At 36.0% G+C, this 13,622-nt stretch carries 14 protein-coding genes and 1 pseudogene; 9 read left to right on the forward strand and 6 right to left on the reverse strand.

The genetic code is table 11. The features are described from left to right. Both MW688_RS14335 and MW688_RS14340 read left to right on the forward strand, forming a co-directional pair. A pseudogene (locus MW688_RS14335) lies at positions 1–223 on the forward strand (Rpn family recombination-promoting nuclease/putative transposase); the annotation flags it as partial. A 56-nt stretch (positions 224–279) separates the two neighbouring features. After that, complete coding sequence (locus MW688_RS14340; RefSeq protein ID WP_486736695.1) at positions 280–477, forward strand: hypothetical protein; 198 nt, start codon at positions 280–282, stop codon at positions 475–477. A 77-nt stretch (positions 478–554) separates the two neighbouring features. Here the strand turns inward: MW688_RS14340 and MW688_RS14345 are convergent, their stop codons facing one another. After that, on the reverse strand, positions 555–935 hold the full coding sequence (locus MW688_RS14345) for a DUF7682 family zinc-binding protein (RefSeq protein ID WP_486736696.1): 381 nt from the start codon (positions 933–935) through the stop codon (positions 555–557). Positions 936–1,244: 309 nt separating this feature from the next. Between MW688_RS14345 and MW688_RS14350 the strand changes: the two genes are divergently transcribed. Beyond that, positions 1,245–1,826 (forward strand): gamma-glutamylcyclotransferase, encoded by a 582-nt coding sequence (locus MW688_RS14350; RefSeq protein ID WP_486736697.1) that lies wholly within the window; start codon positions 1,245–1,247, stop codon positions 1,824–1,826. A gap of 23 nt (positions 1,827–1,849) precedes the next feature. Beyond that, positions 1,850–2,344 (forward strand): acyl-CoA thioesterase, encoded by a 495-nt coding sequence (locus tag MW688_RS14355; protein ID WP_486736698.1) that lies wholly within the window; start codon positions 1,850–1,852, stop codon positions 2,342–2,344. Here the strand turns inward: MW688_RS14355 and MW688_RS14360 are convergent. Further along, positions 2,333–3,559 carry a methionine gamma-lyase family protein gene (locus MW688_RS14360; RefSeq protein ID WP_486736699.1) on the reverse strand — a complete coding sequence of 409 codons (1,227 nt, stop codon included), beginning with the start codon at positions 3,557–3,559 and terminating at the stop codon, positions 2,333–2,335. The genes MW688_RS14355 and MW688_RS14360 overlap by 12 nt on opposite strands. Positions 3,560–3,894: 335 nt before the next feature. Between MW688_RS14360 and MW688_RS14365 the strand changes: the two genes are divergently transcribed. Further along, positions 3,895–4,722 carry an acyl-CoA desaturase gene (locus MW688_RS14365; protein WP_486736700.1) on the forward strand — a complete coding sequence of 276 codons (828 nt, stop codon included), beginning with the start codon at positions 3,895–3,897 and terminating at the stop codon, positions 4,720–4,722. 82 nt (positions 4,723–4,804) lie between these two features. Here the strand turns inward: MW688_RS14365 and MW688_RS14370 are convergent, their stop codons facing one another. From MW688_RS14370 to MW688_RS14380, 3 genes are all read right to left on the reverse strand, one after another. Next, positions 4,805–5,872, reverse strand: coding sequence for an AI-2E family transporter (locus tag MW688_RS14370; RefSeq protein ID WP_486736701.1), 1,068 nt, complete (start codon positions 5,870–5,872; stop codon positions 4,805–4,807). Between the two features lie 45 nt (positions 5,873–5,917). Next, positions 5,918–7,051: a serine hydrolase gene (locus tag MW688_RS14375; RefSeq protein WP_486736702.1), complete on the reverse strand. Its 1,134-nt coding sequence runs from the start codon at positions 7,049–7,051 to the stop codon at positions 5,918–5,920. 122 nt (positions 7,052–7,173) lie between these two features. Continuing rightward, complete coding sequence (locus MW688_RS14380) at positions 7,174–8,184, reverse strand: metallophosphoesterase family protein (protein WP_486736703.1); 1,011 nt, start codon at positions 8,182–8,184, stop codon at positions 7,174–7,176. A 468-nt stretch (positions 8,185–8,652) separates the two neighbouring features. Between MW688_RS14380 and MW688_RS14385 the strand changes: the two genes are divergently transcribed. From MW688_RS14385 to MW688_RS14395, 3 genes are all read left to right on the forward strand, one after another. Beyond that, entirely contained in the window at positions 8,653–9,288 is a 636-nt protein-coding gene (locus tag MW688_RS14385; RefSeq protein ID WP_486736704.1) for a LabA-like NYN domain-containing protein, read from the forward strand. A gap of 224 nt (positions 9,289–9,512) precedes the next feature. After that, a complete protein-coding gene (locus MW688_RS14390; protein ID WP_486736705.1) occupies positions 9,513–10,358 on the forward strand; it encodes a YaaW family protein in 846 nt (281 codons plus the stop codon). A 41-nt stretch (positions 10,359–10,399) separates the two neighbouring features. Next, positions 10,400–11,644: an O-antigen ligase family protein gene (locus tag MW688_RS14395; protein ID WP_486736706.1), complete on the forward strand. Its 1,245-nt coding sequence runs from the start codon at positions 10,400–10,402 to the stop codon at positions 11,642–11,644. Between the two features lie 41 nt (positions 11,645–11,685). On the opposite strand, the gene MW688_RS14400 is transcribed toward MW688_RS14395, so the two are convergent. Then, positions 11,686–12,027 carry a hypothetical protein gene (locus MW688_RS14400; protein ID WP_486736707.1) on the reverse strand — a complete coding sequence of 114 codons (342 nt, stop codon included), beginning with the start codon at positions 12,025–12,027 and terminating at the stop codon, positions 11,686–11,688. 212 nt (positions 12,028–12,239) lie between these two features. Here MW688_RS14400 and MW688_RS14405 point away from each other — a divergent pair, with 212 nt between their 5' ends. Further along, on the forward strand, positions 12,240–13,283 hold the full coding sequence (locus MW688_RS14405; protein WP_486736708.1) for a TIGR00341 family protein: 1,044 nt from the start codon (positions 12,240–12,242) through the stop codon (positions 13,281–13,283). The last annotated feature ends 339 nt before the right edge of the window (positions 13,284–13,622 follow it).

Raw genomic sequence — 13,622 nt, forward strand, 5'->3', positions numbered from 1 at the left:
TATGCAAGAATCAGCAATTTATCAAGAAATATATCGCGAAGGAGAATTAAAAGGCGAATTAAGAGGTAGACAAGAAGGCAAATTAGAAGGCAAATTAGAAGGCAAATTAGAAGTAGCCTTAAATTTACTCAGAAGAGGTCTAGCAACTAATGAAGTTGTGGAAATCACAGGTTTATCTCTAGAGTTAGTAGAAAGCTTAGCTAGAAACCAACAAAATAATTAAACAAAAGAAAAAGCGATCTCCCTCGATCTTTAAATATAAAAAATAGGAGTGATATTATGCAAGAATCAGCAATTTATCAAGAAATATATCGCGAAGGCGAATTAAGAGGCAGACAAGAAGGCAAATTAGAAGGCAAATTAGAAGTAGCCTTAAATTTACTCAGAAGAGGTCTAGCAACTAATGAAGTTGTGGAAATCACAGGTTTATCTCTAGAGTTAGTAGAAAGCTTAGCCAGAAACCAACAAAATAATTAAACAAAAGAAAAAGCGATCGCCCAAGACCTGTAAATTGTATCTAAATTAACACTTTCTCCCGGTGCTGAGAATTTCCCTCATCTGCCGGGTTTACACACATTATAATCTTCATGGGATACAACTTCTTCTGGGTTAACAAAACTGCCACAATCTCTACAAATCAAGCGATAGTTACGTGTCACAGGAATACTAATAATCAAACGGTCGTGACGTAAACGTTTACCGCGAAAATCTCGATAGTTTCTTTGGTCTTGTAAACCTTTGATGATTGTGCGGGCTTTAACCACTACTTGTTTGGGTAAGTAGCTAAGGTCAATGGGGTCTGTGGCAAAAGTTGCCTCCCATTCGTGTTTTTTACTCTTTTTGCGTTCGTAAATGGACTTTTTCGCCGCACATTGATGGCAAAGTTGACCATAGCCACGGTGTCCACAATCGAAACTTTTTTTTCTTCTAGGCATAGATCTAATCGACTCTCTATGGCGATCGCTATGGATGGAATCCTATGATAGTAAAGGTTAAGGTTATTTTAATCGTTTCTTAACTTTTTCATAACCTTATTTATAACCTTACAATATTTTCGTGGATCAAAAGCAGCAATTTATACTGTTAAAGGTAGAAATATGGGTTAAACCCAGAGATATAAATATTTTTAAATTTTCTTAACATAGAGGAAAAATCAAAAGTTTTCTTTAGCTACAATATGAATTTAATTCAACAACTAAAATAAGCAGATAACCTTATAACTTTCTCAAAATTAACAATCAACTATGTACCAAGCAACAGAAAAATACTTTTATTATTTTGCCTATGGTTCTTGTATGTGTCCAATAGATTTAAAAAGAACTATGGGGGAAAATACTCACCATTATGTAGTAGGTCAAGCAGTTCTTCGTAATTATCGGATTAAGTTTAATCGTCGCTCTCAAAAACGTCAATGTGGAGTACTTGATATAGAACCATGCTCTAATCATACGGTAGAAGGAGTACTATATCGTTTACCTTGGCGATTGAGTGATCTCTTAGATGAAAGAGAGGAAGTGCCTCATAATGGATATAAACGTGAAATAATAGAAATAGAAAGTCAAGGAAAAATCTACGAAGACGTACGAACTTATGTGGTTGTCGATAAATTAAAACAAGAATTAGCTCCCAATGATTGGTATTTTAATACTGTATTAAGAGGAGCAATTACCTGTGGACTTTCTGAAGAATACTGTTGGAAATTGTTTACTCACATGTATCAACTGCAACGTTTACAGGTTTCCACAAAAAAAGTCAATCTGCCTCTAGCAGTGGAAGTTACCGCATCAGGGCGGTCAGAGTCTTTCAAGATGAGAAATTCTGCGTAGTTATCACAAAAAGGAGAAAATTCTTGAGTAAATCAAATCAAACGAACCAATTGCCACCAACTACAGCAATTACCACTGATAATGATTTGAGAACAACTAGTGAATATTGGTTTGAATATCCGATTAAAGCTTATCCTCATCATACGGATTATGGTGGAGTAGTTTGGCATGGCCATTATTTAACTTGGTTGGAAACAGCGAGGATAGAATGTTTGCGGTCTAATGGTATTGATTTTACGGAATTAATAAGTATGGGCTGTGATTTACCTGTGGTAGATTTATCCATCAAGTATCATAGAGCTATGCGATTGGGAATGACTGCTATAGTGAAAACTCGCATGAAAGATATTGAGGGTGTCCGTATTCATTGGGATTACAAAGTTGAATCCATTGATGGGGAAGAAACCTATTTGACAGGGAGGGTAACTTTAGTGGCGGTAGACAGGGAAAAAGGTAAAATACTTCGTCAACTACCGCCTGCGGTGAAAAATGCTTTACTTAAGTCATCAGGTAAGTAATGCTTCGATAACAGCTTCCAGGGCTATTGCTGTATGAGTCCAATGGGTCCCTCCTTGACAAAAAGCAATATAGGGTTCACGTAAAGGACCGTCAGCAGATAATTCAGAGGTGCTGCCGTCAATAAAGGTCCCTCCTGCCATGACTAATTGACTGTCATAACCAGGCATAGCGGCGGGAATAGGCTCTAAATAGGAACCTACTGGGGAATAGGCTTGAATTGCTCCACAAAATGCCTTGAGTTTCTCCGGTGTTCCTAATTTAACTGCTTGAATCAAGTCTCGACGCTTGACAAAAGGGAGAGGATTGACTTGATAGCCTAATTCAGAACAGACAGCGGCAATTAAATGGCTGCTTTTGATAGCTTCTCCTACCATCTGGGGGGCTAAAAATAAACCTTGGAATAGTAAACGATTTAAATCAAAGGTTGTCCCACCATGGCTACCAATCCCCGGCGCCGTTAACCGACAGGCGGCAGCTTCTACTAGGGAGGCTTTTCCCGCTAAATAACCTCCCGTGGGAGCGATTGTTCCTCCCGGGTTTTTAATCAAAGAACCAGCCATCAAATCAGCGCCTACACTGGTTGGTTCTTGGATATCGACAAATTCTCCGTAACAGTTATCTACAAAACAGAGAGTTTCAGGGTTTTGTTTTTTGACTTGTTGGATAATTTCACCAATTTCGGCAATAGAGAGGCTTTCTCTCCAAGTATAACCACAGGAACGCTGAATTAAGACTAAACGGGTTTCTGGTTTAATTGCTGTTGATAGTCCTTGCCAATTCATCTTGCCTTCGGGGGTTAAGTCTAGTTCTCGATATTTGATCTTAAATTCTTTTAGAGAACCTGGAGTGTTACCTCGCTTGCCTATTACTTCTTCTAGGGTGTCATAGGGAGCTCCCGTTACCGCTAATAGTTCGTCTCCAGGACGGAGTATCCCAAATAGGGCACAGGCGATCGCATGAGTCCCTGAAACTAATTGTAATCTTACTACTGCCGCTTCGGCATCCATGATTTGAGCAAAAATCTGATCTAGAGTTTCTCTCCCTAGATCATTGTGTCCATAACCAGTTACACTAGAGAAGTGATGTACTCCTAGGCGATGGCTGCGAAAAGCTAATAGGACTTTTTCTAGATTTTCCTTGATTTGTCCATCGATTTCTGTAAATATAGGAGATAGATTTTTTGTTACTTGTTTAATAATTTCTTTGCTTTTCATTTATTATTCTTTTTTCTAAATTATATAACTATATTTGCAATTAATCATTATTTTTTTTTAATTAATTAAGAAAAAAAAATACTAGACTAGTAAGAGGAAAAACCCAGAGAGTAAGGAGTAAACTGTAAATAATTAAACTTTTTGGAAATTTTCTTGACCTATGTGTCAATTTCAGTAAAGATCAAAAATAGTGCTTTTTAGTTTATATTTGTTCGCTTTAAGATAAAAGTTTCCAGAGCAAAATCATTAAGAGCTGAAAAACACAATTTATTGACCTTTTGGGTTTAATATTTGTTACTCTTACTTAATGAATGTAATTTCAAAAAACTGCTTATATGACTATCGCAAAAACAAATCAACTTCCTCTTGACTGGGCTACTATTATATATATGTCTCTGATTCATGGAGTAGCTCTTCTAGCATTTTTACCCAGATTTTTCAGTTGGGAAGCTGTCTGCTTAATGCTTATATTCCATTGGATAACAGCAGCACTAGGTGTTACCCTAGGCTTTCATCGTCTAGTGGCTCATCGTAGTTTTGAAACTCCAAAATGGGCAGAATATTTCTTTATTTTTTGTGGTACTTTAGCTTGCCAAGGCGGCCCAATTGATTGGATTGGGTTACACCGCATTCATCATAAATATTCTGATACAGATTTAGATCCACATGATTCTAACAAAGGTTTTTGGTGGAGTCATCTGGGTTGGATGTTTCATGAGATACCCGCTGATAAAGATATTCCTCGTTATACCAAAGATATCGGGAATGATCCTTTTTATCGATTCTGTCAAAATTACTTTATTCCCATTCAAGTTGCTTTAGGCTTTCTTCTCTTTTTTCTGGGAGGTTGGTCATTAGTAATTTGGGTTATTTTTGTAAGATTAGTTTTAGTCTTTCACTGTACTTGGTTTGTAAATAGTGCTACCCATAAGTTTGGTTATCAAAGTCATGAATCTGGCGATGATTCTCGCAACTGTTGGTGGGTAGCTTTAGTGACTTATGGTGAAGGTTGGCACAATAATCATCATGCTTATCAATACTCAGCTCGTCACGGTTTACAATGGTGGGAAATTGATTTTACTTGGATGACTATTCAATTGTTAGCCTTTTTGGGTATAGCCAAGAATATTAAGTTAGTAGAAGCTAATAATTCATCTTCCTAGGTTAACAACTACGAAGTTATTTTTTATTTGTCTACCGTGGCTAGAATTTTTTCTAGCCACGGCTTTTTTTTGACAACCCAAACTATTCCTCTTGAACTATCGTCAGTTCAACAGACCGAATATCATCACAGATACGCTTAATTACGCTGGCAACAGGCACAGCAATCAAGACTCCTAAGATTCCAGCTATTTGTGAACCAATAAAAATGGAAATAATAATCCAAATGGGGTTAAGACCAATTTTTTCTGCCATAATTTTCGGAGCAACTACATTATCGGTAATTTGGTCAATAATTATGGCACTAATTAGAAATTTAATACCCACAGTTACACTGTTTAAACACAGAATAACTGTACCTCCAAGAGCGATAATTATCCCAGCAAAAGGAACCAAACTAGCGGCGCCTAAACCAAAGGCAAATAGTAAGGAATAGGGTATACCTAGGATAATAAAAGTAACGGCACGAGCACCACTAGAAATTATCGCTAGAATTAAGCGACTGATAAAGTATTCTTGAAAATTTTCTTGTGTGTATTGTGGTAATTTGTTATTCCATGGTTCAGGTAAAAAACTAAGAATTCCTACCCAAAAACTTTTTCCTCCTAGTAAGAAAAAAATAGCTAAAATTAAAATAATTAGAGTGTTTAAGAGGCTGTTTACTGTACTTTGGAGAAGAGAGAGAATTTTACTCCCTGCTGAATTTACAATTTTATCTGTATTTTCAGAAATTTTAGCAACAATTTTAGGAAGATTAATACCAATTGTTTGTAAGTTATCTACAACAGGGGAATCTAGCAGGATTCCTAGTTGTTGACGACTAGCTTTAATCCAAATAGGTAATTCATTCACTAGGTTAGTTAGTTGCTCAAATATAGTAGGTATTAGGGTAATTGCTGTTAGTAAAATCACGATTAAACTTACTAAGATTACCCCAGGGATAGCGAATTTTCTACTAACACCTTGATGGACGAAAAATGTAATTGCTAATTCTAGTAAAAAGGCAATAATTAGCGCAATGACTAAATAATCAAATAGGGGTTGTGTTTGCTTGACTAGGTAAAATAATAAAAACCCATTCAGACATAACAAAGGGAAAATAATCAGAACTTTTAGCCACAGGGGATTATCTTTTAAAAAACTTTGCCACATAGGTTATTTAATTTATCTTTAAAACAAATTATCTGCTCAAAAAAGTTAATCTAAAGAAGGACGAGGTAGATAAAATTTAAGATGTAGGTAGACTTGTCTAGAAATTTCTTGAATCATTGGTCTTGCTTGAGGATGATTATGAGGTCTTTTAACCATAATTGCGGCTATATAACGCTTACCATTAGGCATATCGATAATGCCACCATCGGCTAAAACTGTACCAATATCACCAGTTTTGTGGGCTACTACTGCTTCAGATTCTACACCTTGAGGAATTAAACTGTTATTTCGGGTAGCTGTCATAATCCTCAACAGGCGATCGCGCGATCGCGTAGACAACAGTTTACCTTGACTAACTTCATCTAGTAAAAACACTAAATCTGCCGGAGAAGTTGTGTTAGTCCCTTCTAAATCTGGTAAATAATTACGAATTGCTGTGGTAGTTAAACCCCAATCTTGAAACCTTTTGTTGAGTACTTCTGCCCCCCCTAGACGTTCTATTAACATATTTGTAGCCGTATTGTCACTAATGACAATCATTTTAGTCGCTACTTCTAAAGCTGTAAACTTGCTACCACCTGCTAAATATTGCATATTCCCAGAACCCCCGGCGCGGTGTTCTTCTGTCATCACTAGTATTTCATCAAGATAAATTTTACCTGCATCTAAATCTTGTAAAAAAGCGACTAAAATAGGGACTTTGATAGTACTAGCGGCGGAAACAGGTTCTGCGGATTCTTGGAAGTTAAGATAGGCGCGATTATCCAAGTCAACCACAAAAACCTTAGCTTCTACATCAGGATATTTAGCCGCTACCTCAGTTAGTTTTTTCTCTAGAGGCAATAATTCTTCTCCCAGACCTGAAATATAAGAATCAGTGTTAATTGGAGGGGTTTCTATTATTTTTGGTGGAGTAACTACCGAACTAACTGTAGCAATGCTTTCTGAATTGGTACTGGCATTAGACTTGATGTTAATAAAGGTCAATGCAGTACCTATAGCAGTTGCTAAACCAACACCGATAACCAGAGAACGGAGAATATAGGTTAAAAATATAACAATAGGTGCAGGTATCTTAATATTTTGTTTGTAAGCCTTCGATGACTGTTGACGACGATAATGACTTCTATTTAATCTTGACACCACTGCTTTATATTTTTGAGTTTTTAACTTCAACATCTAGTTTATACAATCTTTTTACAGAAAGCGAGTATTTTTTGATGATGTACGTCAAATCTATTGGACTTTAGTCCAACTACGAACCTAGTTTTTAACTCTTCTGTCAAAACTCCATACTATTTTTAATCAATAGCAGAACACAACTCGGGATTTAACTTTTGTTTACAATAATTTTCTTCTGCTTGAGTCAACTCCTCTCTCTCTATATCTCTACGTAAAACTAAACCATTGTAACCAGGTAAAAAACGCGGTAGCTGCTGATCCTTAATTAACTCCATGGTTTCTAAGTTATAAGTGGTGTAGGTAGTTAACTTGGGATCATCAAAGTTGATATCAACTAGAGTAATAGTTTTAGCTGGGGGAAATCTCCCCTCAATCAAAGGACGAGGACCAGAACCTAAAATACCTGCGTGTAGTAATTGTAAATTGCCCCGATGACCAGGATAATAAGCATGATGGTGACCGCTAATATAGGTATGGACATCATATTTCTCCATCATTTCACGGAGTTGTTCAGCATTAGCCATAACTTCTCCTGCTTGATTCCTTCCCACAGCAATACCATATAGGGGTAAATGTCCAATCATTATTCGCATTTTAGCTTGAAGGGAGCGATCGCTTGCTAAACTTTTTTCTACCCAAGCTAATTCTTGTTCTGGAATTATATGTGATGAACCATCCCAGACCAAAAAGAAGATATCATTTAAAGCGAATGTATAGTAAAACGGAAACTGATAACGGTCAATAAACTCTAAACCAGGATCATGGGTAGAATCATTCCAATACTTAGCCGCCAAATCTCTTTCTTGACTAAATAAAAACTGTCCCGAAGGTCCTACAGCGCTGGAAGCATCATGGTTACCAATAGTAAAACCAAAAGGAAAACTCCCCTCTCGTAGAGGCTTAGCAATATTTTTATCAAAAGCTTGCCACATAGCTTCAATTTGTTCTTTACTTAAGCGAGGATCTTGACCTGCGATCATATCACCACCACATAACACCAAATCAGGCTGCCAACTATAAATTAAGTCAATTCCTTGTTTCACCTCGGGATCGTATTCTGTAGAACCGTAGACGCCATTGAGATCGCTAATTACTACAATCCTCACCTCACTCTCTTTAACTATTGACACAGACAAGTTTTTATGAGATATTTTATTCTTTGTCTTTACCATATAACTCCAGGCTTGGCTAATTCCTCGTTGATTCAACTTGGCAGTAAATGGTAATTTTCCCAGGCTAAATATGTTGCTTTTGAAGCTAAGAGTGAGCAAGCAACTTAAAATTATAATTAAAATAAAACGTCTAATCATCTCTATAGTATTGCTGATATCTCATTCATTAACTTATTTTCCGAATTGGTTATTTAAACTTTATCCCAAATCGAAGCTTTATTAACTGTAATTATTAAGTCTATCTTTAGTTTAGTCTTAGGCATTTAAACATAATTGTTTTTGAGTTATCCTAAAAAAAGATTATAGCTAATTAAACCTTACAAAGGAAAAAACTCTATCTTTTTACCAAAAATCTTGAGTATATATGCTTAAGTAAGTTAACAGAGAGCAATAATTAAGCAAAATTTAAAAATTGGATTTAAAATTATGTGGTATGAATCTCATCTACGTAGCTTTTCCTATTGGGAAAGTTTAACAAAAGATAATCAGAATGGATTAGAGAATAAACATGAAATAGATATAGTACAATCACCAGAGTATCAGTTAGAACTAAATAACTATAATCGGGGTCGTATTGCTATATTTATCGATGGTTCAAACTTATTCTACGCAGCTTTACAACTAGGAATAGAGATAAACTATACTAAATTACTCCGTTATTTAACGGGAGAATCAAAACTCTTACGCTCATTTTTCTATACAGGAGTTGATTCTACTAACGACAAACAACAAAGTTTCTTACTGTGGATGCGTCGTCATGGTTATAGAGTAGTTACCAAAGAATTAACTCAACTGCCAGATGGCTCAAAAAAAGTAGATCTAAATGTAGAAATAGCTGTAGATATGATGACATTGATTGGACATTATGACACAGCGGTGATAGTCAGTGGTGATGGAGATTTAGCTTATGCCGTTAATGCTGTTAGCTATCAAGGGGTAAGAATAGAATTAGTAAGTTTACGTTCCATGACTAGTGATATTTTGATTAACTATGCTGATTATTATGTAGATTTAAATGATATCAGAGCGGAAATTGAAAAAAAACCACGTCCTCGTTTTTAGCGGCTTTTCGCTTTTTTGATAAACTATCCCTTTTTAATCTGATAAGTTACCTATCTACCAACTCTCAAGGTGCGTTATGAAATGTAACGCACCATTTTCATGAACTAGATAGGAAATACTACCTTGACACTCCCTCATATTTTAGATAAATAGCACTACCTTAAATAAGTGTTAAGATATATAATCTAAATAAATCAGAGTGGGGAGTAAGTAAAAGAAAAAAGATGTTAGACGAATTAAGAAGTGGCTTAGAATTAGCAACAGAACAAGAACTACAACAACTAACTAAAATATTGTTTGCCAGAGGAATTAATCCCCTAGATTACTGGAAAAATCCCTTACCTGAAGAGATAGAAAATCAAGATTGGCATACCTGGTTAGATACTATAGAAAAGCGTTTCCGTTATTTAGCGGCAGATGGAATAACAGTTTTAAAAGGCGGAAGTCAAAAACTAAGCTACCGCCAAATTTTGATTAAAGTCTGTAAATATCTAAAAGTAAACTATAGTCAAACTATGTCTACGACTGATATAGAAGCAGAAATTTTTTTAGAATTAATTAATAAAACTTGGCATCGTTTACCTCATTCTACTCAAAATACCCTCAATAAACAATTACAACAAAGTATCAGAGAGAATAACATAGATGCAAACATTGCACGGCCAAATTATCAAGAAGCTGTGCAATTATTATTAAAAGGGAGCGGAATTTGGGCCATAAACTCAGTGGTAAAAAAATGGTTGCTAAAAGAAATCGCCCGTCAATTTAGTATTTATTTCGCTAGTTACCAAGGTGCTAAAATAGCCTTAGCTAGAGGAGGAATCGCTGCTGTTACTAAACTGCAACATCATCTAGTTTTGAATTCAGCAAAACAAGGTATGGCAATGACTACCGCAAGTTATGCTGTAACTAGAAGTGTGTTTGCTGTAGTAGGACCTATATTGTGGACGAGTTTGATAGCAGAATTAGGATGGAAGGCGATCGCCACTAACTATAATCGCATCATTCCAGTGATTTTCGCGATCGCCCAAATTAGACTTACTCGTAGTGAAGTTTGGGAAATAGTATAAGAAGTAAGAAGTAATAATTTTCAACAACTAATTATCTCAAGATGATTAGCAAGCAATTGCCTCCGCAGTTTTCCTGGCGCCTAACTCTGATTTCTTGTTTAATTTTACCCATCATTCCCGCCTTAGGAGTGGTGGGAATAGTTATAGTTTTACTCCTCACTGCTAAACAAAAATATCAGCAAATCAAGAATAATCATCTTAATTGGTTAATTGGTTTACTGAGTATAGGTTTAATTATTAATAGTTGTTTTGCTGTTCATCCCCAATCAGCTTGGCTAGGATTACCTAACCTCTTACCCTTTTTAGCTATACTAGCAGTCTATAGTCAAATTTTTGTCCATATTTCTCAACTTAGACAATTAGCTTGGGTACTAATTATTCCCGTTATACCCATAGTCATATTGGGATGGATACAATTATTTTGGGATATACAGTTACCTAATTTACTAGGCTGGGAATTGGTGGCAGGTGGTAACCCTAGCGGGAGAATGGCCTCGGTATTTATGTATGCTAATATCTTAGCCGTCTATCTTCTACTGGTATTTTGTCTAAATTTAGGCTTGTGGTTAGAATCTTATCAAAGTAGGAAACATAGTAAAAAAAGCTGGCAACTTCCCTATTTAAGTTTATGCTTATTAATGGAGATATCGGGATTAATCCTCACAAGTTCCCGCAACGCTTGGGGGATAGCACTTTTAATCTCTACTGTAGTTATCTTCTATCTGGGGTGGCGTTGGCTAGTATGGTTAGGTATGAGTATAGTAAGTATTATACTCTGGGCAGCCTTTGGACCTAATCCGGGACGTCAATTTTTCCGTAACTATGTACCGGAGTATCTTTGGGCACGTTTATCTGATGAAATGTACAGCGATCGCCCTAGAGAAACCTTACGTCTGACACAATGGGAATTTTCCTGGGATTTAATTCAACAACGTCCTTGGTTAGGATGGGGGTTGAGAAACTTTACTATACTTTATCAGGAAAAGATGGATATTTGGTTAGGTCATCCTCATAATCTTTTTTTGATGTTAATGGCTGAAATTGGTATACCTCTTACTTTGATTTTGTCTTTAATTGTCGGTATAATTCTGGCATCAGCAATTTTACAGCTTAAGCATCTTCAATCAGGCAGAATTATAGTTTTATCTTATTTAATGGCTTTTATTTCCTGTACTCTCTTCAACTTATTTGATGTTAGTCTATTCGATTTGAGAGTTAATCTCTTAACCTGGTTACTTCTATCAGCGATTAATGGTATTCATTTTGGCGATCGCACCATTCAATAGCTAGTTGTAGAGGAAAAACAACTCTACAACTAGCCGACATTTTAGTCGCTATCTAAATTATTTAAAGCGAAATTAACAGCAGCGATATAGCCTTCATCATTAATAGTATCAGGAGAAATACGTCCTGCGGCTATGCCAGATTCAACTAAAGATTCTGCTGTAACTTTTCCAGAGATAACCGCATTAGATAAAAGACCTCCACTAGGAATACCATAAGATTTGAAGTAACCTTGACGTGCCAATGAAACCAGGTTTACAGGTTGAGTTTGATAAGTAATATTTCCTTGACTTGTGGGTCTAAAACTTACTTCTGATGCTAAAGCAGGTAAAGAAATAGATCCGACAAGTAGAGTTGATAATGTACCAATAATTAAACGTTTCATTGTTTTTAAGTTCCAATAGCTGTTTTGTTTTCTTAATTCTTACTATCGTGGATAACTCTGAATTTACTCTAAGTAGAATCTGAGAAAAAACTAAAAATAGGTTTAGAATTATTAGTTACAGATGAATATAGAAAAAAAGAAATCAGCGATCGCCAATTCTCTGTTATCAAGCAATTCCAATCACAAATTTATCTATCAAGGTTGTTTTTTTTATGTCAAATGTTCCTCAACCCAAAAAAAATTTACCCAATATTGGGGTTAATTGGCCTTTTTACCGCCAAGAAAAATGGGATTGGTTAGAAGATAAACCCATGTCTGTAGATGAAATTAATCGTCGTTTGTGGCGTGTTTCTGTATCTTCGGTGAGTTTCTATATTTTGCTTGGTTTATCTTGTATGATTGCTACCTTAGGATTATTAGCTAATAGTGTAGCTGTAATTATTGGTGCCATGATTATCGCTCCTTTGATGGGACCAATTTTAGGAACATCTTTTGCTACAGTTATGGGTGATCAGAGGCTGTTCAAAGAAGCACTTCTCAGTTTAGCTATCGGTATACCCTTGGTGATTATTTTAGCTGGAATCACCACCTCTGTACTCGGTTTACAAGAGTTGAGTTCAGAGATATTGGGACGTACTCAACCTTCTTTTTTAGATTTATTAGTAGCTTTAGCCGCAGGTGCTGCGGGAGGTTATGCCAATTCTCGTAGTCATATCGCTGATGCTATCCCAGGAGTGGCGATCGCTGTTGCCTTAGTCCCTCCTTTAGGTGTGGTGGGAATTTGTCTGTCTTTGCAACAACCTAATTTAGCCTTTGGCGCCTTGCTTTTGTTTGCTACTAACTTATTTGGGATTATTTTCAGTAGCGGTGTAGTTTTTCTTTGGCAAAGCTATGGAACTTGGTCAAGAGCCAGACATGGCTTGAGTTTTGCCATTATGGTACTTTTGATTCTAGCGATTCCTCTAGGCATAGAAACCCGCTATTTAATCTTACAACAAAGAATTAGACAAAATATTAGTCAATTAGTTGAAAGTCGATTATCAACTTATGAGATTGTAGATTTCCGTTCTATTAATCTTAGACATAGGGGTAAAACCTTATTTGTTAATGTAGAAGTAGCTACTAATTTAAATAGTGTGTCTCAAGAGAATATTGATGCACTGAGAAAGCACTTAGAAGAACAATTAAACCGCGATGTGGTTCTTAATGTTTTTATAATGCCTATACAACTGATTGAAAGCCAGAAAATTCAATAGTTCATTTCTCTTTACCCTAAGATCGTAGCACTCGGTCAACCAATTTTTAAGCGTTGAGCATTAATTTTTTAACTCATTACTTCAAGACTTCAAGACTTCAAGACTTCAAGACTTCAAGACTTCTTACTTCAAGACGTCAAGATGTCAAGACTTCTTACTCATTACTCATTACTCATTACTCATTACTCATTATTCATCCACCACAAGTAACTTTGGATAAAGATGCAAGATCTGAGTCTAGGGCTAAATACAGTTGAAAAATATCTACTCATTACTGCTAAAAATTGCTCATTTGCTTAGCTAAATAGCCATAATGGGTAATTTTTAGTCGGTTGACAA

The organism is Johannesbaptistia floridana, assembly GCF_057440575.1.

What these genes read in the sequence shown, in the direction of transcription:
- MW688_RS14340 (WP_486736695.1), top strand. Translation starts at nt 280, where the DNA reads ATGCAAGAATCAGCAATTTATCAAGAAATATATCGCGAAGGCGAATTA.
- MW688_RS14345 (WP_486736696.1), bottom strand. Translation starts at nt 935, where the DNA reads ATGCCTAGAAGAAAAAAAAGTTTCGATTGTGGACACCGTGGCTATGGT.
- MW688_RS14350 (WP_486736697.1), top strand. Translation starts at nt 1,245, where the DNA reads ATGTACCAAGCAACAGAAAAATACTTTTATTATTTTGCCTATGGTTCT.
- MW688_RS14360 (WP_486736699.1), bottom strand. Translation starts at nt 3,559, where the DNA reads ATGAAAAGCAAAGAAATTATTAAACAAGTAACAAAAAATCTATCTCCT.
- MW688_RS14365 (WP_486736700.1), top strand. Translation starts at nt 3,895, where the DNA reads ATGACTATCGCAAAAACAAATCAACTTCCTCTTGACTGGGCTACTATT.
- MW688_RS14370 (WP_486736701.1), bottom strand. Translation starts at nt 5,872, where the DNA reads ATGTGGCAAAGTTTTTTAAAAGATAATCCCCTGTGGCTAAAAGTTCTG.
- MW688_RS14375 (WP_486736702.1), bottom strand. Translation starts at nt 7,051, where the DNA reads ATGTTGAAGTTAAAAACTCAAAAATATAAAGCAGTGGTGTCAAGATTA.
- MW688_RS14385 (WP_486736704.1), top strand. Translation starts at nt 8,653, where the DNA reads ATGTGGTATGAATCTCATCTACGTAGCTTTTCCTATTGGGAAAGTTTA.
- MW688_RS14390 (WP_486736705.1), top strand. Translation starts at nt 9,513, where the DNA reads ATGTTAGACGAATTAAGAAGTGGCTTAGAATTAGCAACAGAACAAGAA.
- MW688_RS14395 (WP_486736706.1), top strand. Translation starts at nt 10,400, where the DNA reads ATGATTAGCAAGCAATTGCCTCCGCAGTTTTCCTGGCGCCTAACTCTG.
- MW688_RS14400 (WP_486736707.1), bottom strand. Translation starts at nt 12,027, where the DNA reads ATGAAACGTTTAATTATTGGTACATTATCAACTCTACTTGTCGGATCT.
- MW688_RS14405 (WP_486736708.1), top strand. Translation starts at nt 12,240, where the DNA reads ATGTCAAATGTTCCTCAACCCAAAAAAAATTTACCCAATATTGGGGTT.